Source organism: Geobacillus sp. FSL K6-0789, assembly GCF_038593135.1.
GTDB classification, from domain to species: domain Bacteria; phylum Bacillota; class Bacilli; order Bacillales; family Anoxybacillaceae; genus Geobacillus; species Geobacillus stearothermophilus.
Map to the genome: position 1 here is coordinate 289,280 of NZ_CP151966.1, position 21,895 is coordinate 311,174.

The window sequence follows — 21,895 nt, forward strand, 5'->3', positions numbered from 1 at the left end:
AACGGAGGCGTTCATCATGCCGACAAAACAACAGCTGCTGTACGAAGGAAAAGCGAAAAAGATTTACGCGACCGATGCGCCGGGCGTGCTTTGGGTCGAGTACAAAGACAGCGCGACCGCATTTAACGGCGGGAAAAAGGCGACGATCGCCGGCAAGGGGCGGCTCAATAACGAGATTTCCAGCTTGTTGTTTTTGAAGCTGCGCGAAGCCGGCATCGCCAATCATTTTCTTGAAAAGCTGTCGCCGACCGAGCAGCTCGTCCAACAGGTGACGATCATTCCGCTTGAGGTGGTCGTGCGCAATGTTGTAGCGGGCAGCTTAGCGAAACGCATCGGCTTGGCGGAGGGAACGCCGCTTGAGGCGCCGCTTGTCGAGTTTTACTACAAAAACGATGATCTTGGCGACCCGCTGCTCGTGGAAGACCATATTGCGATTTTAAAACTTGCCAGCCGCGAGGAGATTGACCAGTTGAAACGCGAAGCGCTCAAGGTGAACGACGTGCTGGGGGCCCATTTTGCGGAACGAAAGGTGAGATTAATTGATTTTAAGCTGGAGTTCGGCCGCACGGCGGACGGGGCGATTGTTTTAGCCGACGAGATTTCGCCCGATACGTGCCGGCTGTGGGACGCTGACACGAACGAGAAGCTCGACAAAGACGTGTTTCGCCGCGATCTCGGCAGCTTGACGGAGGCGTATGAAGTCATTTTACAACGATTAGGGGGAGAATCGGCATGTACAAGGTAAAAGTATATGTGACGCTGCGCGAAAGTGTTTTGGATCCGCAAGGGACCGCGGTGAAAGGGGCGCTGCACAGCTTGTCATATACGGAAGTGAAAGATGTACGAATCGGGAAGTTCATGGAGCTTGTGATGGAAGAGAGCGGCCGCGACATCAACGAGATCGTTCGCGAGATGTGCGAAAAGCTGCTCGCCAATCCGGTGATTGAAGATTACCGCTATGAAATTGAGGAGGCCGTCGCCCGATGAAGTTTGCCGTCGTTGTATTTCCGGGATCGAATTGCGACGTCGACATGTATCATGCGATCGCCGATGAGCTTGGCGAGGAAGTCGAGTACGTCTGGCATGATGAGGACAACTTGGACCGGTTTGACGCCGTTTTGCTTCCGGGCGGATTTTCGTACGGCGATTACTTGCGTTCCGGAGCGATCGCTCGCTTTTCGAAAGTAATGGCTGCCGTCAAACAGGCGGCTGATGCCGGAAAACCGGTGCTTGGCGTGTGCAACGGGTTTCAAATTTTGCTTGAAGCCGGCTTGCTTCCTGGGGCGATGCGCCGCAATCAAGGGTTGAAGTTCATCTGCCGGCCGGTGCAGCTTGTGGTGGAAAACAATGGGACGATGTTTACATCCGCCTACGAAAAAGGGGAAGTCATTACGATTCCGATCGCCCATGGTGAAGGGAATTATTATTGCGATGAACAGACGCTCGAGCGCTTAGTGGAAAACAAGCAAATCGTGTTCCGCTACCATGGGGAAAACCCGAACGGCAGCCTCATGGATATTGCCGGCATCGTCAATGAGCGGGGCAATGTGCTTGGCATGATGCCGCATCCGGAGCGGGCGGTCGACGCCTTGCTCGGCAGCGCGGACGGGCTGAAACTATTTCGATCGATCGTCAACTATTGGAGGGAGACGCATGTCGTTACTGCTTGAGCCGAGCGCGGCGATGATCAAAGAACAACAATTGTACCGCGAGATGGGATTGACGGATGACGAATTTGCGCGCATTGAGGCGATTTTAGGAAGACTGCCGAACTACACGGAAACCGGCATTTTTTCGGTAATGTGGTCGGAGCACTGCAGCTATAAAAACTCGAAGCCGGTGCTGAAAAAATTCCCGACCGACGGCCCGCACGTGCTGCAGGGGCCGGGCGAAGGCGCCGGGATCGTCGACATCGGCGACGGGTTGGCGGTGGTGTTTAAAATCGAAAGCCACAATCACCCGTCGGCGATCGAGCCGTATCAAGGGGCGGCGACCGGGGTCGGCGGCATCATCCGCGACGTCTTTTCGATGGGGGCGCGGCCGATCGCGCTGCTCAATTCACTTCGGTTTGGCGAACTGACGTCGCCGCGCGTCAAATATTTGTTCGAGCAGGTCGTCGCCGGCATTGCCGGGTACGGCAACTGCGTCGGCATCCCGACGGTCGGCGGTGAAGTGCAGTTTGATCCGTCGTATGAAGGGAATCCGCTTGTCAACGCCATGTGCGTCGGGATCATCTGCCATGAGGATATTCAGCGCGGCATTGCGACGGGAGTCGGCAACACGGTCATGTACGTCGGGGCGAAAACGGGCCGCGACGGCATCCACGGGGCGACGTTTGCATCGGAAGAGTTGAGCGAACAGTCGGAAGCAAAGCGCCCGGCCGTGCAAGTCGGCGATCCGTTTATGGAAAAACTGCTGCTGGAGGCGTGTTTGGAAGCAGTCAAGTCGGATGCGTTAGTCGGCATTCAAGATATGGGGGCGGCAGGGCTCACGAGTTCATCCGCCGAAATGGCAAGCAAAGGCGGATTTGGCATTGAAATGAATTTGGATCTCGTCCCGCAGCGCGAGACCGGCATGACGCCGTATGAAATGATGCTGTCTGAATCGCAGGAGCGGATGCTGCTTGTCGTCAAGCAAGGGCGGGAAGACGAAATCGCTGCGATTTTTGCCAAATACGGCCTAGAGGCCAAAGCAATCGGCAAAGTGACCGATGACAAAATGCTTCGTCTCTGGTTCCGCGGCGAGGTGGCGGCGGAAATTCCGGTGGACGCGCTGGCGAAAGACGCGCCGGTTTACCATAAGCCGTCGAAAGAGCCGGTTTACTACCGCGAATTTCAAGCGATGCCGCCGTATATTCCGCACATCGAAGACTACAACCAAACATTGCTCGGGCTCCTCGCCCAACCGACGATTGCGAGCAAAGAATGGGTGTACGACCAATATGACTACATGGTGCGGACGAATACGGTCGTCGCCCCAGGATCGGACGCGGCCGTCGTGCGCATCCGCGGCACGAATAAGGCGCTTGCGCTCACCACGGATTGCAATTCGCGCTACTTGTACTTGGATCCGGAAGTGGGCGGGAAAATCGCCGTCGCCGAGGCGGCGCGCAACGTCGTTTGTTCGGGGGCGAAGCCGCTCGCGATTACGGACTGCCTTAACTTTGGCAGCCCGGAAAAGCCGGAGATTTTCTGGCAGCTCGAAAAAGCGGTCGACGGGATGAGCGAGGCGTGCCGGGCGCTCGGGACGCCGGTCGTGAGCGGCAACGTCTCGCTGTACAATGAAACGAACGGTGTGGCCGTCTACCCGACACCGGTCGTCGGCATGGTCGGGCTCATTGAGGACCTTTCGCATATTACCACCCAGCTATTTAAGCAAGTGGGCGACCTCATTTACGTGATCGGCGAGGCGAAGCCGGAGTTTGGCGGCAGCGAGCTGCAAAAATGGCTGGAAGGCCGCATTTTCGGAAAAGCACCGGAGATTGACTTAGAGGTGGAGGCAAGACGCCAGCGCCAGCTGCTGGCGGCGATCCGCGCTGGGGTCGTGGCGTCGGCGCATGATGTGGCGGAAGGTGGGTTGGCGGTCGCGTTGGCGGAGTGCCTGATGGGGGCTTTAGGGCTTGGCGCCAAGGTGACGGTCGGCGGCGACCTCGTCAGTGAACTGTTCGGCGAAACGCAATCGCGCTTTGTTGTTTCAGTGAAAAAAGAACATCAGGAAGCGTTTGAACAGCTCGTGGAAGCGAAGCGAATCGGCGAAGTGACAGACGACGGCATCTTGACAGTGAACGGGGAACAGGGGGAAACGGTCATCCGCCTTTCGGTTGACGAGATGCGAAACGTCTGGAAAGGGGCTATTCCATGCTTGCTGAAATCAAAGGATTGAACGAGGAGTGCGGCATTTTCGGCATTTGGGGGCATGAAGACGCCGCCCGGCTCACATATTACGGGCTTCACAGCCTGCAACACCGTGGGCAGGAAGGGGCCGGCATCGTGGCGGCGCATAACGGGGGCTTATCCGGTCATAAAGGGCTGGGGCTGGTGACGGACGTGTTTCAAAGCGGCACGCTCGATGCACTCAAAGGGGCGGCGGCCATCGGTCATGTCCGCTATTCGACGGCGGGCGGGGGCGGCTATGAAAACGTGCAGCCGCTCTTGTTCCGCTCGCAAACCGGATCGATGGCGCTCGCCCATAACGGCAACTTGACGAACGCCATCGAGTTGAAGCTCGCGCTTGAAGGACAAGGAAGCATTTTTCAGACGACATCGGATACGGAAGTGTTCGCCCATCTCATCCGCCGCAGCCAAGCGCCGACGTTTGTCGGGCAAATGAAAGAGGCTCTAAGCCAGATCGAAGGGGCGTTTGCGTTTTTGCTGCTGACGGAAGAAGCGCTCTATGTGGCGCTTGACCCGCACGGCTTCCGGCCGCTGTCGCTCGGCCGGCTCGGCTCGGCGTATGTCGTGGCATCGGAAACGTGCGCGTTCGACGTCATCGGCGCCACATACGAGCGGGAAGTGGCGCCTGGGGAATTGCTCATCATCAGTCATGAAGGGGTGCATTCGGAACGGTTTGCTCCTAGGCAGCCGCGGTCGATTTGCAGCATGGAATACATTTACTTCGCCCGCCCGGACAGCCATGTCGACGGCATCAACGTCCATACGGCCCGCAAAAACTTAGGGAAACGGCTGGCGCTTGAGGCGCCGGCAGAGGCCGACATCGTCACCGGCGTGCCGGACTCGAGCATTTCGGTCGCCATCGGCTATGCGGAAGCGAGCGGCATCCCCTATGAATTAGGGCTCATCAAAAACCGTTACGTCGGCCGGACGTTCATCCAGCCGTCACAAGCGCTTCGTGAGCAAGGCGTGAAAATGAAGCTGTCACCGGTGCGCGGGGTTGTGGCCGGCAAGCGGGTCGTGATGGTCGACGATTCGATCGTGCGCGGGACGACAAGCCGGCGCATCGTCACGATGCTCCGTGAAGCGGGGGCCGTGGAAGTGCATGTGCGCATCAGCGCCCCGCCGATCACCCATCCTTGTTTTTACGGCATTGATACGTCATCAAGGGAAGAATTGATCGCGACGAAACATTCGGTCGAAGAGATTCGCCGCTTGATCGGTGCGGATTCACTAGCGTTTCTCAGCCAGGAAGGGATGCTTGAGGCGATCGGGCGCCCGGACGTCTCGCCAGAGCGCGGGCAATGTTTGGCATGTTTCACTGGCCAATACCCAACCCGCATCGGCCGGGCTGTCCGACCGTGCTTGACGGTGAAATAACATCGCGATGGAGAACGCGATTCGGTGTGAAGTTGGCTGCATGGCGGCCAAAGGGAGGATGGAATGTGGCAAACGCATATAAAGAAGCAGGGGTTGACATTGAGGCGGGTTACCAAGCGGTCGCTCTCATGAAACAGCACGTACAAAAAACGATGCGCCCGGAAGTGCTGGGCGGGATCGGCGGCTTTGGTGGTTTGTTCGATATATCGGCGCTTGGCTATCGCCAGCCGGTGCTTGTCTCCGGCACGGATGGCGTCGGCACGAAGCTGAAAGTGGCGTTTTTGCTTGACCGACATGATACAATCGGCATCGACTGCGTCGCGATGTGTGTCAACGATATTCTTGTCCAAGGAGCGGAACCGCTCTTTTTCCTTGACTATATCGCCTGCGGCAAGGCGGTGCCGGAGAAAATCGCCGCCATCGTCAAAGGGGTGGCCGACGGCTGCGTCGAAGCCGGCTGCGCCTTGATCGGCGGGGAAACGGCGGAAATGCCGGGAATGTATGAGGAAAATGAGTATGATTTGGCAGGGTTTGCGGTCGGCATTGCGGAAAAAGAACGATTGGTGACCGGGCAAACGATTCAAGCGAGCGATGTGCTGATCGGACTGCCTTCAAGCGGTCTCCACAGCAACGGCTACTCGCTCGTGCGCCGCATCGTGTTTGACCAAGCGAAGTTGGACGTTGACCGCATTTACGAGCCGCTTGCGGTTCCGCTCGGCGAGGAGTTATTGAAGCCGACACGCATTTATGCGAAACCGTTGCGTTCTTTGCTGCAGACGTTTACGATCAAAGGGATGGCTCATATTACCGGCGGCGGATTTATCGAAAACATTCCGCGCATGCTGCCTTCCGGGCTGGGTGCGCGCATTGAGCGCGGCTCATGGCCGGGGCTGCCGATTTTTGATTTGTTGCGCCAAAACGGCGGGCTTGAGGAAGAAGAGATGTTTTCCGTCTTTAATATGGGCATCGGCCTTGTGATGGCGGTCAGCCCGGAGGCGGCGGACTCGGTTGTCGATGCGCTGGCCCAGCAAGGGGAGGCCGCATACATTATCGGCGAAGTCGTCGAAGGGGAAGGCGTGTCGTTTGCCGGAGGGAACGGCGCATGAAACGGTTGGCGATCTTTGCGTCCGGGAGCGGCACGAACTTTCAAGCGATCGTCGACGCAGCCAAGCGCGGTGAGGTGCCCGCGGAAGTAGCGCTTTTGGTGTGCGACCGCCCGGGGGCGAAAGTCATTGAACGGGCGGCGCGCGAAAACGTGCCGGCGTTCGTGTTTTCGCCGAAAGAGTATCCATCGAAGGCGGCGTTTGAAAGCGAAATTTTGCGCGAGCTGAAGGAGCGGCGCATCGACTGGATTGCGCTCGCCGGCTATATGCGTTTGATCGGGCCGACGTTGCTTTCCGTCTATGAAGGGAAAATCGTCAACATTCATCCATCGCTGCTGCCGGCGTTTCCGGGCAAAGATGCGATCGGCCAGGCGTACCGGGCGGGCGTTTTGGAAACAGGCGTCACCGTCCATTATGTTGATGAAGGGATGGACACCGGGCCGGTCATCGCCCAGTGCGCCGTCCCGATCGTGCCCGGTGAGCCGATCGAGGTGCTTGAGGCGCGCATCCATCAAGTTGAACATGAGCTGTATCCAGCGGTGTTGCGCATGCTGCTAGGGGAGAAGGAACAACAGGAAGAAAGGATCGAGAATGATGGCAGTGAAACGAGCATTGATCAGCGTGTCCAATAAAGAAGGGATCATTCCGTTTGCAAAGCAATTGGCGGAACTTGGCGTCGACATCATTTCGACCGGCGGGACGAAACGGGCGCTTGAAGAGGCCGGCGTTCCGGTCATTTCGATCTCCGATGTCACCGGGTTTCCGGAAATTTTGGACGGGCGCGTCAAAACGCTGCATCCAGCCATCCATGGCGGCATTTTGGCGGTGCGCAGCGATGAGCGCCACCAAGCGGCGCTTAAAGAGCACGGCATCCGTCCGATCGATTTGGTCGTCGTCAACTTGTACCCGTTCCAGCAAACGATCGCCAAACCGGACGTGACGCTGGCCGAGGCGATTGAAAACATCGATATCGGCGGCCCGACGATGGTGCGGGCGGCGGCGAAAAACTATGCCGATGTCGCGATTGTCGTTGACCCGGCCGACTATCCAATGGTGATCGAAGAGCTGAAAACAACCGGTTCGATCCAAGCAAAGACGCGGCAGCAGCTGGCGGCGAAAGCGTTCCGCCATACGGCGGCGTATGATGCGATGATCGCCGAATATTTGACCGGTCTTGCCGGCGAAGAGTATCCGGAAACGCTCACCGTCACCTACACGAAAAAACAGTCGTTGCGCTATGGCGAAAATCCGCATCAATCGGCGGCGTTTTACGCCAAACCGCTCGGCGCGGCGTTCTCGATTGCCAAAGCGGCACAGCTGCACGGAAAAGAGCTGTCGTACAACAACATCAACGACGCCAATGCGGCCATCAACCTCATTCGCGAATTTCAAGAGCCAGCCGCAGCGGCGATCAAACATATGAACCCGTGCGGCGTCGGGGTCGGTGCCACGCTTCTTGAGGCATTTACGAAAGCGTACGAGGCCGATCCGGTCTCGATTTTCGGCGGCATTGTCGCCGTCAACCGGGAAGTGGACAAAGAAACAGCCGAACGGATGCACGACATCTTTTTGGAAATCGTCATCGCCCCATCGTTCAGCGACGAGGCGCTCGCCATTTTGACGAAAAAGAAAAACATCCGCTTGTTGACGCTTGATTTTGCCGCGCCGGACGTTAAGGAAAAAACGCTCGTTTCCGTCAATGGCGGCTTGCTTGTGCAAGAGGCCGATAAGTATACGCTTGAAGACGCCGAATGGAACGTCGTCACGAAACGCGAGCCGACCGAGGCAGAGCGCGAACAGCTTCGATTTGCTTGGAAGGTTGTCAAACATGTGAAATCGAATGCGATTGTACTCGCCAAAAATGGGATGACGGTCGGCGTGGGCGCCGGGCAAATGAATCGAGTCGGCGCGGCCAACATTGCCATTGAACAAGCCGGGGAACAGGCGGTTGGCGCTGTGTTGGCGTCCGATGCGTTCTTCCCGATGGACGACACGGTTGAAGCAGCAGCAAAAGCCGGCATTACCGCGATCATTCAGCCGGGCGGCTCGATTCGCGACGCCGACTCGATTCGCAAAGCGGATGAGTACGGCATGGCCATGGTGTTTACCGGTGTGCGCCATTTCAAACATTAACGGCGGCAAAAAGGAGAGGAAGACAATGAACGTTCTAGTAGTCGGACGCGGCGGGCGCGAGCATGCCATCGCCTGGAAAACGGCGCAAAGCCCGCTTGTGGACAAACTGTACGCGGCGCCAGGCAACCCGGGCATCGGGGAAGTGGCGGAGCTCGTCGACATTGATGAGCTCGATATCGACGCGCTTGTGCAGTTTGCCAAGCAACGCGCAATCGATTTGACGATCGTCGGGCCAGAAGCGCCGCTTGCTTCCGGCATTGTTGACCGTTTTATGGCCGAGGGGCTTCGCATTTTCGGCCCAACTCAAGCGGCAGCGCTCATCGAAGGAAGCAAGGCGTTTGCCAAAGAGCTGATGAAGAAATACGGCATCCCAACGGCGGATCATGCGACCTTTGCGTCGTATGAAGAGGCGAAAGCGTACATTGAACAAAAAGGCGCGCCGATCGTCGTGAAAGCGGACGGATTGGCTGCCGGAAAAGGCGTGACCGTCGCCCAAACGGTGGAAGAAGCGCTGGCCGCCGCGAAGGCAGCGCTTGTCGATGGCCAGTTTGGCACAGCCGGCTGCCAAGTCGTGATCGAGGAGTATTTGGAAGGCGAAGAATTTTCGTTTATGGCGTTCGTCAACGGCGAGAAAGTGTATCCACTTGCCATCGCCCAAGACCATAAGCGGGCGTATGACGGGGATGAAGGTCCGAACACCGGTGGGATGGGAGCGTATTCGCCAGTGCCGCAAATCTCAGCGGAGACGGTGGAAACAGCGCTGGAAACGATTTTGCGCCCGGCCGCCAAAGCGTTAGTGGCTGAAGGCCGGCCGTTTACCGGCGTGCTGTATGCTGGGCTGATCGAAACGGCAGCCGGGCCGAAAGTGATCGAATTCAACGCCCGTTTTGGCGATCCCGAGGCGCAAGTCGTGCTGCCGCGGCTGAAAACCGATTTGGTTGAAGCGATCCTCGCGGTGATGGAAGGAAAAGAGTTGGCGCTTGAGTGGACGGACGAAGCGGTGCTCGGTGTCGTGCTGGCTGCCAAAGGCTACCCGGGCGCCTATGAGCGCGGAGCGGCCATTCGGGGGGTGGATCGGCTTGATTCCGATGTGCTGCTATTGCATGCCGGGACGAAGCAAGAAGACGGTGCACTGTACACGAACGGCGGCCGCGTTCTTCTGGCAGCAGCGAAAGGGAGTACACTCGTTGAGGCGAAGGAAAAAGTGTATGAACAGTTGACGCGAATCGAGAGCGACGGGCTGTTTTACCGCCGCGACATCGGCCGGCGCGCTATCGAACGCGCCTCCGCCGCATATACACGTATGAAAGAGCGATAATTCCCCCGATTAACGCGGCCAATACGAACGACATATCGGTCATATATTCCAGCAACATGGTCAATCACTCCTTTGGGTGGAAGGTGTCCCGAATCTGGGACACCTTTTTGGCGTGATAATGGAACAATTCGGGCGGGGTCGAAGCCAACTTTCCTGAGAAGTCCGGGCGGCTCAAGACGCAAGTTCCAAGTAAATGGACGACAAGGCCGAAGCCAGTTCCCCGCAAAGTGGATGCCTCCGAACTTGACGAGACGAGGTCGCAGCATCTTCGTCCGCCGGCGCAACACACGCCAGCACGACAGGAAACAGGTGCCATATGCAACCTTGTTCCAAGTTGACCGCATGATGTTCGTTACGTTGGATTGACAACGGCTTCTTTTTGTTCTTCAAGCAGCTGCTGGCGCTGCATGTTGTCAAACAAGGCCGTCAGCGGGCAAAAACGGGTAATCCCTTCACCGACTTTCATGGCCCCAAGCAAAGCGGCGAACAAGTACGATGTGCACCATGGCCGCCGGGCCAGGCGGGCGGTCGCCCATGCTACGACAGTCAAACCGAGCGTAATGCGAATGAGCGCATTCACAATGCCGATATTTGCCATTGGCTTGCCCCTCCTCATCTTTTTATTGTGAAAATCGCTTTCGTACGTTAAAATGGTTATATGGAACGATTAGGAAACAAGGGACGGGGTGTCAATGGGCGAACAACGTTACCGCTGGAAAGGCAGCGAACTGCGTGAACAAGCAGCAGTGATTGAAGGCAAATAATCACCAACGAAAGTATTGGTGAATGCGACGTATTTGCACTCGTATTTTCGTGAATGGATAAAAGGAAATATATGGATTAATGGTGACCGCATCGTGTATGCCGGAGAGCGTCTTCCCGACCGGGTCGACGGGGCATGCGAAGTCGTCGACTGCCGCGGGTATGTGCTCGTTCCCGGCTACATCGAGCCGCATGTCCATCCATTTCAATTATATAATCCCCGTTCCTTTGCCCGTTATGCAGCGGCGCGCGGGACGACGACGCTAGTGAACGATAACTTGTTTTTCCTTTTGCATCTGAATGATGACGAGGCGCTTTTGTTTTTGCAACAAATGAATACGCTTCCAACTTCGATGTATTGGTGGTGCCGGTTTGATGGCCAAACGGAGCTGGAGCGCGAGGATGAGCAATTGTCCAACGTACGGATCAAACGATGGCTTGACCAGGAAACGGTCCTCCAAGGCGGCGAGCTGACATCATGGTCGAGACTCGTCAGCGGCGATGACATCGTTTTGTATTGGATGCAAGAGGCGAAACGGCGGCGTCGCAAAATCGAAGGGCATTTTCCGGGAGCGTCGGAAAAAACGCTTGTTAAAATGGCGCTGTTTGGCGTGGATGGCGACCATGAGGCCATGACGGGAAAAGAGGTGCGAACCCGTCTTTGGCACGGTTATACGGTCACGCTCCGCCATTCTTCGATTCGTCCGGACTTGCCGGTGCTGCTTGACCGGAATGGACGCTGGCACGTCAACACGATGCTCAAAGGCTTTTCATCAGCGCTCGGCGGATTGGCGAGCTCGTACTCGAATACGGGCGATTTGGTTTTAATCGGCAAACATAAGGAAGATATGTTGCTCGCTTTCCGACGGATGAAGGAAATCGGCGGCGGCTTGGTGCTTGCCGAAAATGGCGAAATCGTATTTGAGCTTCCGCTTCCGCTTGGCGGCATGATGTCCGCGCTGGAGATGGAGTCATTGATCGACAAGGAAAAAGAGTTCATCCGTCTGTTGCGGGAGAGGGGATACCGCTTTGAAGACCCTGTGTATTCGTTGCTCTTTTTGCAGTCGACCCATTTGCCGTATGTGCGCATCACCCAGCGCGGCATTTACGATGTCATGCACAAAACGGTACTCTTTCCTTCGATAATGCGGTAAAATAAAAAAGAAAGGGTTGTGTGTCCATTGAAACATTGGCTGTTCGTCATCAGCTGCGCGGCATTGTTGTTAGGGGGCTGCACGACCAAAAGCGAGCCGAAGCAGGCTGAACCAGCCAAACCGGCTCCTCGGCAGGAGCAGCCGTCCAAGCCTCCGGTGGAGGAAAAACAAACGTTCCCGCTGACCGGGCTGCCGGCGAAAGGGAACGTTCATCAACGGGTCGTCGGCGTGATGGTCAACAACCATCCGAAGGCGCGCCCACAGTCGGGATTAAGCAAGGCGGACATCGTGTATGAGGTGCTCGCTGAGGGGGATATCACCCGCTTTTTGGCGCTTTACCAAAGCGAACAGCCGGAACGAGTCGGACCGGTGCGGAGTGCGCGTGATTATTATATTGATTTGAGCGAGGGCTACAATGCCATTTATGTTTGCCATGGATGGAGCCCGGAAGCGAAAGCGCGGCTCGAGCAGGGGGAAACCGATTATTTGAATGGGCTCTTTTATGACGGAACGCTGTTTAAGCGCGTTTCCTTCCGCAAGGCGCCGCACAACTCGTACATTACGTTTGCCAACATTGAAAAAGGGGCGGAACAAAACGGGTATGCTTGGACGGACGATGTCGCTCCGCTGCCGTTTCGCGCGGACAAACCGAGCGGGGAAAAGGCAGGGAAGGTCCACATCGCCTATTCGCACCGCTCGTACGCCCAAGTGGAATACCGCTATGCTCCGGAACGGCATGGGTATTACCGATACAGCGGCGGCGAGCAGACGGTCGATTACGATACGCGCGACCCGGTTGTGGCGCAAAACGTGATGATCATCGCCGCCCGCCATCAAGTGATCGACAGCCATGGGCGGCGCGACGTTGACCTCACGTCCGGCGGCCAAGGCTATTTGCTGCAAAACGGCATCATCCAGCCGATTGAATGGAAAAATGTCGACGGCCGGCTGCTGCCATACCGCGATGGGGCGCCGGTCGGGTTCGTGCCAGGCAAAACGTGGATCAATATCGTTCCGGAACTGGCGATCGTGCAATGGCGGTGACCCGAAAACGGCCGCCGGCGGGTTTTCCAAACCATAAACATAAAGAGGAGAGCGCCAACAGTCCACCAAATCGTTTTTCGCCAAAGCAAGGAGGAGACAAACATGCAAATCGACAAGCTGCGCGGCAGAGAGCTTGATCAACTGTTTAAAGCCATCTTGTCGCTGCGCGATTTGGAAGAGTGTTACCGTTTTTTCGATGATTTATGCACCGTCAACGAAATTCAGGCGCTTGCCCAACGTCTGGAAGTCGCCCGCATGTTGCGGGAAGGGTATACGTACCATAAAATTGAAACGGAAACCGGAGCGAGCACGGCGACCATTTCGCGCGTCAAACGCTGCCTCAACTATGGAAACGATGCCTATGCCATGGCGCTTGACCGCATTAAAGAGGAACAACCGCAAGAAGAGAATGAATCGGTGACAGACTAAGCAGGCAAGGAGATTCCTTCCATTCGCAAAGGAACTCCTTTTCTTTTTGCGGATTTGTTATAATGAAACAATGGAGAACAGAGTGGAAGGGGTATTGTCATGGAAGAGATTCGCGCCTGGCGCCATGTGTTTAAGCTCGATCCGAACAAACCGATCGATGATGAGCGCCTTGAGCGCCTTTGCGAGTCGGGGACGGATGCCGTCATCGTCGGCGGAACGGACGGGGTGACGCTCGATGGTGTGCTCGATTTATTGGCCCGCATCCGCCGTTTTTCGGTGCCATGCGCGCTTGAAGTCACAAATCTTGAGGCCTTGACGCCGGGGTTTGATGCGTATTTCATTCCGATCGTGTTAAACAGCCGCCATGTCGACTGGGTGGTGGGCCGCCATCATGAGGCGGTGAAACAATATGGCGAGATCATGAATTGGGATGAGATTTTTGCCGAGGGGTATTGCATTTTAAATCCGGAATGCAAGGCGGCGAAGCTCACCGAAGCCGACGCCGGCCTGAGCGAAGACGATGTGGTGGCCTACGCTCGCCTCGCTCAACATTTGTACAAGCTGCCGATCTTTTATCTTGAATATAGCGGCATATACGGCGACCCCGCCTTGGTGGAAAAAGTGAAACAGGCGCTCGGCGAGACGCAGCTGTTTTATGGCGGCGGCATCACCGCACCGGAGCAGGCGGCTGAGATGGCGCGCCGGGCGGATACTGTTGTCGTCGGCAACGCCGTTTACGAATCGTTTGAACAGGCGCTGCTGACCGTGGACGCCGTAAAGCGGGCGAATGAGGCGAAATAGAACATATGGTGTATTGGTGGTGAAAACAATGAACTTTTTATCGGAACAGCTGCTCGCCCATTTAAACAAAGAGCAACAAGAAGCCGTCAGGACGACGGAAGGCCCGCTGCTCATTATGGCGGGGGCGGGAAGCGGGAAAACGCGGGTGTTGACGCACCGCATCGCCTATTTGATGGCGGAAAAGCATGTGGCGCCGTGGAACATTTTGGCCATTACGTTTACGAACAAGGCGGCGCGCGAAATGCGGGAACGTGTGCAGTCGCTCTTAGGTGGGGCGGCGGAAGACGTCTGGATTTCGACGTTCCACTCGATGTGCGTCCGCATTTTGCGCCGCGACATTGACCGCATCGGCATCAACCGCAATTTTTCCATCCTTGATCCGACGGACCAGCTTTCAGTCATGAAAACGATTTTAAAAGAAAAAAACATAGACCCGAAAAAATTTGAGCCGCGGACGATTTTAGGCACGATCAGCGCGGCGAAAAACGAGCTGTTGCCTCCGGAGCAATTCGCGAAGCGGGCCTCGACGTATTACGAAAAAGTCGTCAGCGATGTGTATCAAGAATACCAACAGCGCCTGCTTCGCAATCATTCGCTCGATTTTGACGATTTGATCATGACGACGATCCAACTGTTTGACCGCGTGCCGGATGTGCTTCACTATTACCAATATAAGTTTCAGTACATCCATATTGATGAGTACCAGGATACGAACCGCGCTCAATATACGCTGGTCAAAAAGCTGGCGGAACGCTTTCAAAACATTTGCGCCGTCGGCGACGCCGACCAATCGATTTATCGGTGGCGCGGGGCGGACATCCAAAACATTTTGTCGTTCGAGCGCGACTATCCGAACGCAAAAGTCATTTTGCTTGAACAAAACTACCGCTCGACGAAGCGCATTTTGCAAGCGGCGAACGAAGTCATCGAGCATAACGTCAACCGGAAGCCGAAACGGCTTTGGACGGAAAACCCGGAAGGAAAGCCGATTCTTTATTATGAGGCGATGAACGAAGCGGACGAAGCGCAGTTTGTCGCTGGACGCATCCGCGAGGCGGTGGAGCGCGGCGAACGCCGCTACCGTGATTTTGCTGTCTTGTACCGGACGAACGCCCAGTCGCGTGTCATGGAGGAAATGTTGCTGAAAGCGAACATTCCGTATCAAATTGTCGGCGGCTTAAAGTTCTATGACCGGAAAGAAATTAAAGACATTCTCGCCTATTTGCGCGTCATTGCCAATCCGGACGATGATTTAAGCTTGCTTCGCATCATTAACGTGCCAAAACGCGGCATTGGCGCCTCGACGATCGACAAACTCGTCCGCTATGCAGCCGATCATGAGCTGTCCTTGTTTGAGGCGCTCGGCGAGCTAGAGATGATCGGGCTTGGCGCCAAAGCGGCCGGGGCGCTCGCCGCGTTCCGCAGCCAGCTCGAGCAATGGACACAGCTGCAAGAATACGTCTCCGTCACCGAACTCGTCGAAGAAGTGCTCGACAAATCGGGCTACCGCGAGATGCTCAAGGCGGAGCGGACGATTGAAGCACAAAGCCGGCTCGAGAACTTGGATGAGTTTTTGTCGGTGACGAAGCATTTTGAAAATGTGAGCGACGATAAATCGCTCATCGCCTTTTTAACCGACTTGGCGCTCATTTCCGATTTGGACGAGCTGAACGGGACGGAACAGGCCGCTGAAGGAGATGCCGTCATGTTGATGACGTTGCATGCCGCCAAAGGGCTCGAGTTTCCGGTCGTCTTTTTGATCGGCATGGAAGAAGGCATTTTCCCGCACAACCGCTCTCTCGAGGATGACGATGAGATGGAAGAAGAACGGCGGCTGGCGTACGTCGGCATCACCCGCGCGGAGGAAGAACTTGTGCTGACGAGCGCGCAAATGCGGACGCTGTTTGGCAACATCCAAATGAACCCGCCGTCGCGCTTTTTGAATGAAATTCCGGCGCATTTGCTTGAGACAGCCTCGCGCCGCCAAGCGGGCGCCTCCCGCTCGGCCGTTTCGCGCCCGCAGGCAAGCGGCGCCGTGGGATCGTGGAAAGTCGGCGATCGGGCGAATCACCGGAAATGGGGCATCGGCACCGTCGTCAGCGTCCGCGGCGGCGGCGACGACCAAGAGCTCGACATCGCCTTCCCGAGCCCGATCGGCATTAAACGACTGCTTGCCAAATTTGCGCCGATTGAGAAAGTGTAGGAAAGGAGAACAGGTGAACGTATGGACCGCCAACAAGCCGAACGGCGCGCGGCCGAGCTGCGCGAACTGTTGAACCGCTACGGGTACGAATATTATGTGCTTGACCGCCCGTCTGTTCCAGATGCCGAGTATGACCGGTTGATGCAAGAGCTCATCGCCATTGAGGAACAATATCCGGAGCTCAAAACGAGCGATTCGCCGACCCAGCGCATCGGCGGTCCGCCCCTTGAGGCGTTTCGCAAAGTGGCGCATCGCGTTCCGATGATGAGCTTGGCGAACGCGTTTGGCGAAGGAGACTTGCGCGATTTTGACCGCCGCGTCCGTCAGGAAGTCGGGGAAGCGGCGTACGTATGCGAGCTGAAAATCGATGGCCTCGCCGTCTCGGTCCGCTATGAAGACGGCTATTTCGTCCAAGGGGCGACGCGCGGCGACGGGACGACGGGTGAAGACATTACGGAAAATTTGAAAACGATCCGCTCGCTGCCTCTCCGTCTGAAAGAACCGGTGTCGCTTGAAGCGCGCGGCGAGGCGTTTATGCCGAAAGCGTCGTTTTTGCGCTTGAATGAGGAGCGAAAAGCCCGCGGCGAGGAGCTGTTTGCCAACCCGCGCAACGCCGCGGCTGGCTCGCTCCGCCAGCTCGACCCGAAAGTGGCGGCCTCGCGCCAGCTGGATTTGTTTGTATATGGCTTAGCCGACGCCGAGGCGCTCGGCATCGCTTCACACAGCGAAGCGCTTGATTATTTGCAGGCGCTCGGGTTTAAAGTAAACCCAGAGCGACGGCGCTGCGCCAATATCGATGAGGTGATCGCCTTTGTCAGCGAGTGGCACGACAAGCGGCCGCAGCTGCCGTATGAGATTGACGGCATCGTTATTAAGGTGGACTCATTCGCCCAGCAACGGGCGCTTGGCGCGACGGCGAAAAGCCCGCGCTGGGCGATTGCCTACAAGTTCCCAGCCGAGGAAGTGGTGACGACGTTAATCGGCATTGAGGTGAACGTCGGCCGCACGGGTGTCGTCACGCCGACGGCGATTTTAGAGCCGGTGCGCGTCGCCGGCACGACGGTGCAGCGCGCCACCCTTCACAATGAAGATTTTATACGGGAAAAAGACATTCGCATCGGCGATGCGGTCATCATTAAAAAAGCGGGCGACATCATCCCGGAAGTGGTCGGCGTCGTCGTTGACCGGCGCGATGGGGATGAAACGCCGTTTGCGATGCCGACGCACTGCCCGGAATGCGAAAGCGAGCTCGTCCGTCTCGAGGGGGAAGTGGCACTCCGCTGCTTGAACCCGAACTGCCCGGCCCAGCTGCGCGAGCGGCTCATCCATTTTGCCTCAAGGGCGGCGATGAACATCGAGGGTTTGGGCGAAAAAGTCGTCACCCAGCTGTTTAACGCCGGCCTTGTCCGCGATGTCGCCGATTTGTACTGCCTGACGAAGGAACAGCTTGTCGGGTTGGAACGGATGGGGGAAAAGTCGGCGGCCAACTTGCTTGCGGCGATTGAGGCGTCGAAGCAAAACTCGCTTGAACGGCTGCTGTTTGGCCTTGGCATTCGCTACGTCGGAGCGAAAGCCGCCCAACTTTTGGCTGAGCATTTTGAAACGATGGAGCGGCTCGAACGGGCGACGAAAGAGGAGTTGATGGCCGTCCCCGAAATCGGAGAGAAAATGGCGGATGCGATCACGGCGTTCTTCGCCCAACCCGAAGCAACTGAGCTGCTCCAGGAGCTGCGCGCTTACGGTGTCAATATGGCTTACAAAGGGCCGAAGCGGTCGGCTGAAGCGCCTGCTGACTCTGCCTTCGCCGGCAAAACGGTCGTCTTGACCGGCAAGCTCGCGTCGATGTCGCGCAATGAAGCAAAAGAACAAATTGAGCGGCTTGGCGGGCGCGTCACCGGCAGCGTCAGCCGCAGCACCGACCTTGTCATCGCCGGCGAGGATGCCGGATCGAAGCTGGAGAAAGCCCAGCAGCTTGGCATTGAGATTTGGGACGAATCACGATTTTTGCAAGAGATCAACAGGGGGAAACGATGAAACAAATCTCACTACTGCGCAGTTTCGTTGCTTGTCGTTGGACGAATCGGGCCCGAAAACGGTTGGCCGTTATCGGGCTCGCTTCGATTTGTTTGTTGTCTGCGTGTGCGCCGAAGTTTGACAAAGGTGAGGAAGTCGTGCAAGACAAAGGAAGCAAAGAGCAAGAAGCGGTCATCCCGAAATACAACATTTCTGATTCGTATTACCGCGTTGTCTTGCCTTTTAAGCCGTCCGGGGCGCGCGGGCGGGTCGTCAACGACGTCAACACCCGGCTTGATGTCGATGAATTTGAAACCGGGCTGATGCGCTTGGCATCTGAGCAATTTTCCCCGGATGAATATTTGTTGCAGGAAGGGCAATATTTGGACAGCGAAACGATCGGGCGCTGGCTCGCCCGCAAGCGGACGGAAAGCCAGCTGAAGGCAGAGAAAATGAAACCGGAAGACAACATCGGCTTAAACCCGCCGATCAGCGACAAAGGAACGAATGAGCAAAAAAACAAACAAAGCCCGATTTACCTGGCCAGCATTTTGGAGCACGACTACTTAGTGAAAGTCGATAACGACAAGGTGAAGCTTGGTGGCGTCGCCATCGGCCTGGCGTTGAATTCCGTCCACTACTACTCAACCGAGCAAGGGTATCCACGCGAAGTGAAAATCAAAGACGATGTCATCGAACGGGAAGGAAAGCGGATCGCCGCCGAGGTGTTGAAGCGGCTGCGAAATATCAAAGGGCTCGGCAACGTGCCGATCACGATTGCCTTGTACAAACAGGCGCCGCGCTCGTCCGTGATTCCGGGCCACTTTTTCGCGGTCACCCATGTTGACGACGGAAGCGCCACGATCGATGATTGGGAAGCGGTGAACGAGGAATATTATTTATTCCCGTCCGATGAGGCGGAAAAGAACCATCGCGATGACTGGCTCAAATTCAATAATTTTAAATCAGACGTTGAAGACTTTTTCCCGAACTACACCGGCATCGTCGGCAGAGGATTGTACGTCAACGACCAGCTTCAGAAGTTAACGATCAACATTACGATGCCGTTTTACGGCAAAGCGGAAGTGATCGGCTTTACCCAATACGTGACCGGCTTGGTGATGGAAAAATTCCCGGACTACATCACCGTTAATGTCTACATCGCCTCAGCCGGCCAGCCGGAAAGCCTCATCGTGCGCCAGGCGAAAGCAGACGAGCCGTTTGTGCATATTTATCAATAAGGTCGGCATCATCGCGTTATTTGGGATACGGCGAACGGAGTGATCCGAACATTTGATTCTCCAAAAATGAAGGAAGCGGAAAGGGCTGCAGCAGCGGCCCTTTTTTGCGTGAAAAGGCCGTCCGAACGATGGTGGAAAGAACAGGGAGAGCATTGTATAATGACGGTAGGAAAATGAGCGCAGCACTCGAAAACGGATGCAAAACGAGCAACAGGTTATGGCAGGAGGCGGGTGTGAGACTTGAAGGCGATTTGCGTGTTTTGCGGATCAAGCAATGGAAACGATGGGAGATATAAGGAAGCGGCGAAAGCGCTCGGAACGTTTTTAGCCCGAAGCGGCATTACGCTCATTTACGGCGGAGGGACACGGGGCTTGATGGGAGAGGTTGCTGAGGCGGCGCTGCGTCATCAAGGGCGCGTGGTTGGGATCATTCCACTGAAAGTTTTGGAGAAACATACGGGTGGGACACGGTTGGACTCCCCCTTTGCCATCTATGGTTTGCGATAATCAAGAAGCGGTTACTCCATCTTATTCAGCGGCAAAGGGGAGTATGTGGGAATGCATTCGCCAAGGGCTGGCACGGCGCCTAGCGCGAGGGGGCGCAGCATGTGGCAATACAATGGCCGTCAAGAGCCAGATATGATGTACGTGGCGCCCTCGATTTCGATGCGGCGCGGTTTCTGCACGCCCACAAGCCGGCACGAAAACGGGCGCGTCGATGGATGACGGCGGTCAGCCTCATAGAACCGAATCGCAATGCCGTCGACAGCGAGCTCCGCGTATGCTCCCGCTTCATCGCGCCCGACATCGGGTTCGGGCAAGTCAAACAGCCGGCGGTAGCCGTTGACCGTCCGCTGGAGATCGAGGGTGTAGAGGCTAATTGACGACAGCGAAACAGAGCCAATCGGGTGTCTCATGAGCGGCGCCAGCTCGTTCATGCGTACGTCATCACGGTCGCCCCATTGAATGAAAAACGGATAGCGAAACGCGCCGTCTGTGTCGTCTTCGATAAACAGCATCGACCATGTGAGCTGCTTGCCGTCATCGCGCTCGCGGCTGCCGGGGAGCGGACCGACTGGGGCGAATCCTTTGCTTTTGAGCTGCGCCGCCACCGCTTCGATGTCGTTCGTGCGAAAGGCAAACTGGGAGAAGCCGCTTCCTTCTTGGCGGTCGGCGACAAGCTGAGTGATGAGCGGGTTTCCGCACGTTCTCGCCGTCTGTATATCGGCAATGCCGATCCACTCGATGTAGCGCAAATGCTCCACGTAACATAAGGCGTTGTACGTTCCCCATGATGGATGACGGCCGCCGTGGATGGCCACAAGCCCCCATTGTTCAAACGCCATTTTCACTTGCTCGGGCCGTTCGGTCAAGTGGACGAGATGGTCAAACGCGATATGCATGGCAGCGGCCTCCTCTTAGATGAATCGATCAGCGGAACAGCATTTCTTTCAGCTTGTAAATGATTCGTTCGTTGTCGACGGTGCGGTGGGCGATAAAATTCAAGTCCAGCTTGATGTCTTCGATTTGGGCAGCCAATTGTTCGTAACGGGAGTCCATTTTTTGTTCGAGGCGGTCCACCGTTTGTTTCAATGAGGAAAATTCCCGGTGAAGCTGGTGGACGTCAGCGGCGAGAGCTTCCAGTTTGGCGTCTGTTTCGTCTTGGCGGTGGAGGAGAGCAGCCACGATGCCGTTTAATTCCGTTTGCCCAGCGCGAAGCGAATCTTGTTCTTGACGCAGACGCTGTTGTTCCAGGCGGATTTCCTGCTGCTCTTTTCGAATCTCTTGTTGTTCTTTTCGAATCTCTTGTTGTTCTTTTCGGATTTCTTGTTGCTCTTTTCGAATTTCTTCTTGTTCTTGGCGAATGGCGATTTGTTCCCGCTCGAGCCGCTCTTGGCCCTCTACGAGCTTTTGCAGCGTGCCATCCATGGCGCTTAGGCGGTCGAGCACTTGGGTGAGCAAAGCGTCACTCATCGTCATGATTCCCCCTTTTTCGTCCGTTACAGTCATTATAGTACATATGTTCGGGATTGTCAATTAAGAAAATTTGAACATCCATGGCGGACAAACTCCTTCACATTCCTTGTTTGTCAAGGATTTATTCCATATCGGTGCAAAAAAATCCTCCCGATTTTTGTCAGGAGGGTTCTCACATGGAAGCGAATACTTTTGGCAATGCGATGAAGATTACGTAATCTGCATATGTCCATGGATGATTTTGATTTGGCAGCGACATGCAATTTCCCTCCTTGTGCTTTCATTTTATCGTATTTCTTTGAATAAAAAAAGGCGTCACGAGCGATTCCTTCCTGTGTCTAAAATAGGAGCGCGTCCTTTTCCTCCCATCAACCGTTTACTCATGCGTGTGCCATCCCATCGTGCTCTGTTCAGGAAAACGAAATATTCCTACATCAAACATCAAAT

General features: G+C 56.0%; 20 protein-coding genes and 1 pseudogene. 17 read left to right on the forward strand and 4 right to left on the reverse strand.

The window, feature by feature from the left end; translation table 11 throughout:
* Window positions 1-16: 16 nt before the first annotated feature.
* The 9 genes from purC (at window position 17) to purD (ending at window position 9,824) form a co-directional block, all read left to right on the forward strand.
* Window positions 17-745 carry a phosphoribosylaminoimidazolesuccinocarboxamide synthase gene (purC, locus tag NSQ51_RS01555; protein WP_033009943.1) on the forward strand — a complete coding sequence of 243 codons (729 nt, stop codon included), beginning with the start codon at window positions 17-19 and terminating at the stop codon, window positions 743-745.
* On the forward strand, window positions 733-987 hold the full coding sequence (purS, locus tag NSQ51_RS01560; protein WP_049624734.1) for a phosphoribosylformylglycinamidine synthase subunit PurS: 255 nt from the start codon (window positions 733-735) through the stop codon (window positions 985-987). Before purC ends, purS begins: the two co-directional genes overlap by 13 nt.
* Complete coding sequence (gene purQ / locus NSQ51_RS01565; RefSeq protein WP_033016682.1) at window positions 984-1,670, forward strand: phosphoribosylformylglycinamidine synthase subunit PurQ; 687 nt, start codon at window positions 984-986, stop codon at window positions 1,668-1,670. Before purS ends, purQ begins: the two co-directional genes overlap by 4 nt.
* Entirely contained in the window at window positions 1,654-3,882 is a 2,229-nt protein-coding gene (gene purL / locus NSQ51_RS01570; protein WP_049624733.1) for a phosphoribosylformylglycinamidine synthase subunit PurL, read from the forward strand. The genes purQ and purL overlap by 17 nt, the downstream gene beginning before the upstream one ends.
* Complete coding sequence (purF, locus tag NSQ51_RS01575; protein WP_049624732.1) at window positions 3,858-5,270, forward strand: amidophosphoribosyltransferase; 1,413 nt, start codon at window positions 3,858-3,860, stop codon at window positions 5,268-5,270. Before purL ends, purF begins: the two co-directional genes overlap by 25 nt.
* A gap of 65 nt (window positions 5,271-5,335) precedes the next feature.
* Window positions 5,336-6,376 (forward strand): phosphoribosylformylglycinamidine cyclo-ligase, encoded by a 1,041-nt coding sequence (gene purM / locus NSQ51_RS01580; RefSeq protein ID WP_033016678.1) that lies wholly within the window; start codon window positions 5,336-5,338, stop codon window positions 6,374-6,376.
* Window positions 6,373-7,005, forward strand: coding sequence for a phosphoribosylglycinamide formyltransferase (purN, locus tag NSQ51_RS01585; protein WP_049624731.1), 633 nt, complete (start codon window positions 6,373-6,375; stop codon window positions 7,003-7,005). Before purM ends, purN begins: the two co-directional genes overlap by 4 nt.
* Entirely contained in the window at window positions 6,968-8,506 is a 1,539-nt protein-coding gene (gene purH / locus NSQ51_RS01590) for a bifunctional phosphoribosylaminoimidazolecarboxamide formyltransferase/IMP cyclohydrolase (RefSeq protein ID WP_033016676.1), read from the forward strand. The genes purN and purH overlap by 38 nt, the downstream gene beginning before the upstream one ends.
* A gap of 25 nt (window positions 8,507-8,531) precedes the next feature.
* Window positions 8,532-9,824, forward strand: a complete 1,293-nt coding sequence (gene purD, locus NSQ51_RS01595; RefSeq protein ID WP_049624730.1) for a phosphoribosylamine--glycine ligase — start codon at window positions 8,532-8,534, stop codon at window positions 9,822-9,824.
* Here the strand turns inward: purD and NSQ51_RS01600 are convergent.
* Together NSQ51_RS01600 and NSQ51_RS01605 are read right to left on the reverse strand one after the other, a co-directional pair.
* A complete protein-coding gene (locus NSQ51_RS01600) occupies window positions 9,778-9,882 on the reverse strand; it encodes an EYxxD motif small membrane protein (RefSeq protein WP_325048220.1) in 105 nt (34 codons plus the stop codon). The two genes, purD and NSQ51_RS01600, sit on opposite strands and share 47 nt — an antisense overlap.
* 294 nt (window positions 9,883-10,176) lie before the next feature.
* Window positions 10,177-10,422 (reverse strand): DUF2892 domain-containing protein, encoded by a 246-nt coding sequence (locus NSQ51_RS01605; protein ID WP_033009953.1) that lies wholly within the window; start codon window positions 10,420-10,422, stop codon window positions 10,177-10,179.
* Between the two features lie 184 nt (window positions 10,423-10,606).
* Between NSQ51_RS01605 and NSQ51_RS01610 the strand changes: the two genes are divergently transcribed.
* The 8 genes and pseudogenes from NSQ51_RS01610 to NSQ51_RS01645 form a co-directional block, all read left to right on the forward strand.
* Complete coding sequence (locus NSQ51_RS01610; protein ID WP_233434075.1) at window positions 10,607-11,740, forward strand: adenine deaminase C-terminal domain-containing protein; 1,134 nt, start codon at window positions 10,607-10,609, stop codon at window positions 11,738-11,740.
* A 27-nt stretch (window positions 11,741-11,767) separates the two neighbouring features.
* Window positions 11,768-12,784: a DUF3048 domain-containing protein gene (locus tag NSQ51_RS01615; protein WP_049624729.1), complete on the forward strand. Its 1,017-nt coding sequence runs from the start codon at window positions 11,768-11,770 to the stop codon at window positions 12,782-12,784.
* Between the two features lie 102 nt (window positions 12,785-12,886).
* Window positions 12,887-13,213: a YerC/YecD family TrpR-related protein gene (locus NSQ51_RS01620; protein ID WP_033016672.1), complete on the forward strand. Its 327-nt coding sequence runs from the start codon at window positions 12,887-12,889 to the stop codon at window positions 13,211-13,213.
* A gap of 99 nt (window positions 13,214-13,312) precedes the next feature.
* On the forward strand, window positions 13,313-14,014 hold the full coding sequence (locus tag NSQ51_RS01625) for a heptaprenylglyceryl phosphate synthase (protein ID WP_033009957.1): 702 nt from the start codon (window positions 13,313-13,315) through the stop codon (window positions 14,012-14,014).
* A 28-nt stretch (window positions 14,015-14,042) separates the two neighbouring features.
* Complete coding sequence (gene pcrA / locus NSQ51_RS01630; RefSeq protein WP_049624738.1) at window positions 14,043-16,217, forward strand: DNA helicase PcrA; 2,175 nt, start codon at window positions 14,043-14,045, stop codon at window positions 16,215-16,217.
* 21 nt (window positions 16,218-16,238) lie between these two features.
* Entirely contained in the window at window positions 16,239-18,251 is a 2,013-nt protein-coding gene (ligA, locus tag NSQ51_RS01635) for an NAD-dependent DNA ligase LigA (RefSeq protein WP_033016671.1), read from the forward strand.
* The gene (locus tag NSQ51_RS01640; protein ID WP_049624728.1) at window positions 18,248-19,471 is read left to right on the forward strand and encodes a CamS family sex pheromone protein; all 1,224 of its coding nucleotides are present in this window, start codon (window positions 18,248-18,250) and stop codon (window positions 19,469-19,471) included. Before ligA ends, NSQ51_RS01640 begins: the two co-directional genes overlap by 4 nt.
* A gap of 240 nt (window positions 19,472-19,711) precedes the next feature.
* Window positions 19,712-19,924, forward strand: a pseudogene (locus tag NSQ51_RS01645) (TIGR00730 family Rossman fold protein); the annotation flags it as partial.
* 173 nt (window positions 19,925-20,097) lie between these two features.
* On the opposite strand, the gene NSQ51_RS01650 reads toward NSQ51_RS01645, so the two are convergent.
* Both NSQ51_RS01650 and NSQ51_RS01655 read right to left on the reverse strand, forming a co-directional pair.
* The gene (locus NSQ51_RS01650) at window positions 20,098-20,874 is read right to left on the reverse strand and encodes a VOC family protein (protein WP_049624727.1); all 777 of its coding nucleotides are present in this window, start codon (window positions 20,872-20,874) and stop codon (window positions 20,098-20,100) included.
* 28 nt (window positions 20,875-20,902) lie between these two features.
* Window positions 20,903-21,451 (reverse strand): hypothetical protein, encoded by a 549-nt coding sequence (locus NSQ51_RS01655; RefSeq protein ID WP_049624726.1) that lies wholly within the window; start codon window positions 21,449-21,451, stop codon window positions 20,903-20,905.
* Window positions 21,452-21,895 lie beyond the last annotated feature (444 nt).

What these genes read in the sequence shown, in the direction of transcription:
- purN (WP_049624731.1), top strand. Translation starts at nt 6,373, where the DNA reads ATGAAACGGTTGGCGATCTTTGCGTCCGGGAGCGGCACGAACTTTCAA.
- pcrA (WP_049624738.1), top strand. Translation starts at nt 14,043, where the DNA reads ATGAACTTTTTATCGGAACAGCTGCTCGCCCATTTAAACAAAGAGCAA.
- NSQ51_RS01640 (WP_049624728.1), top strand. Translation starts at nt 18,248, where the DNA reads ATGAAACAAATCTCACTACTGCGCAGTTTCGTTGCTTGTCGTTGGACG.
- purH (WP_033016676.1), top strand. Translation starts at nt 6,968, where the DNA reads ATGGCAGTGAAACGAGCATTGATCAGCGTGTCCAATAAAGAAGGGATC.
- purS (WP_049624734.1), top strand. Translation starts at nt 733, where the DNA reads ATGTACAAGGTAAAAGTATATGTGACGCTGCGCGAAAGTGTTTTGGAT.
- purL (WP_049624733.1), top strand. Translation starts at nt 1,654, where the DNA reads ATGTCGTTACTGCTTGAGCCGAGCGCGGCGATGATCAAAGAACAACAA.
- purF (WP_049624732.1), top strand. Translation starts at nt 3,858, where the DNA reads ATGCTTGCTGAAATCAAAGGATTGAACGAGGAGTGCGGCATTTTCGGC.
- NSQ51_RS01625 (WP_033009957.1), top strand. Translation starts at nt 13,313, where the DNA reads ATGGAAGAGATTCGCGCCTGGCGCCATGTGTTTAAGCTCGATCCGAAC.
- NSQ51_RS01650 (WP_049624727.1), bottom strand. Translation starts at nt 20,874, where the DNA reads ATGCATATCGCGTTTGACCATCTCGTCCACTTGACCGAACGGCCCGAG.
- ligA (WP_033016671.1), top strand. Translation starts at nt 16,239, where the DNA reads ATGGACCGCCAACAAGCCGAACGGCGCGCGGCCGAGCTGCGCGAACTG.
- NSQ51_RS01655 (WP_049624726.1), bottom strand. Translation starts at nt 21,451, where the DNA reads ATGACGATGAGTGACGCTTTGCTCACCCAAGTGCTCGACCGCCTAAGC.
- NSQ51_RS01620 (WP_033016672.1), top strand. Translation starts at nt 12,887, where the DNA reads ATGCAAATCGACAAGCTGCGCGGCAGAGAGCTTGATCAACTGTTTAAA.
- NSQ51_RS01600 (WP_325048220.1), bottom strand. Translation starts at nt 9,882, where the DNA reads ATGTTGCTGGAATATATGACCGATATGTCGTTCGTATTGGCCGCGTTA.
- purQ (WP_033016682.1), top strand. Translation starts at nt 984, where the DNA reads ATGAAGTTTGCCGTCGTTGTATTTCCGGGATCGAATTGCGACGTCGAC.
- purD (WP_049624730.1), top strand. Translation starts at nt 8,532, where the DNA reads ATGAACGTTCTAGTAGTCGGACGCGGCGGGCGCGAGCATGCCATCGCC.
- purC (WP_033009943.1), top strand. Translation starts at nt 17, where the DNA reads ATGCCGACAAAACAACAGCTGCTGTACGAAGGAAAAGCGAAAAAGATT.
- NSQ51_RS01605 (WP_033009953.1), bottom strand. Translation starts at nt 10,422, where the DNA reads ATGGCAAATATCGGCATTGTGAATGCGCTCATTCGCATTACGCTCGGT.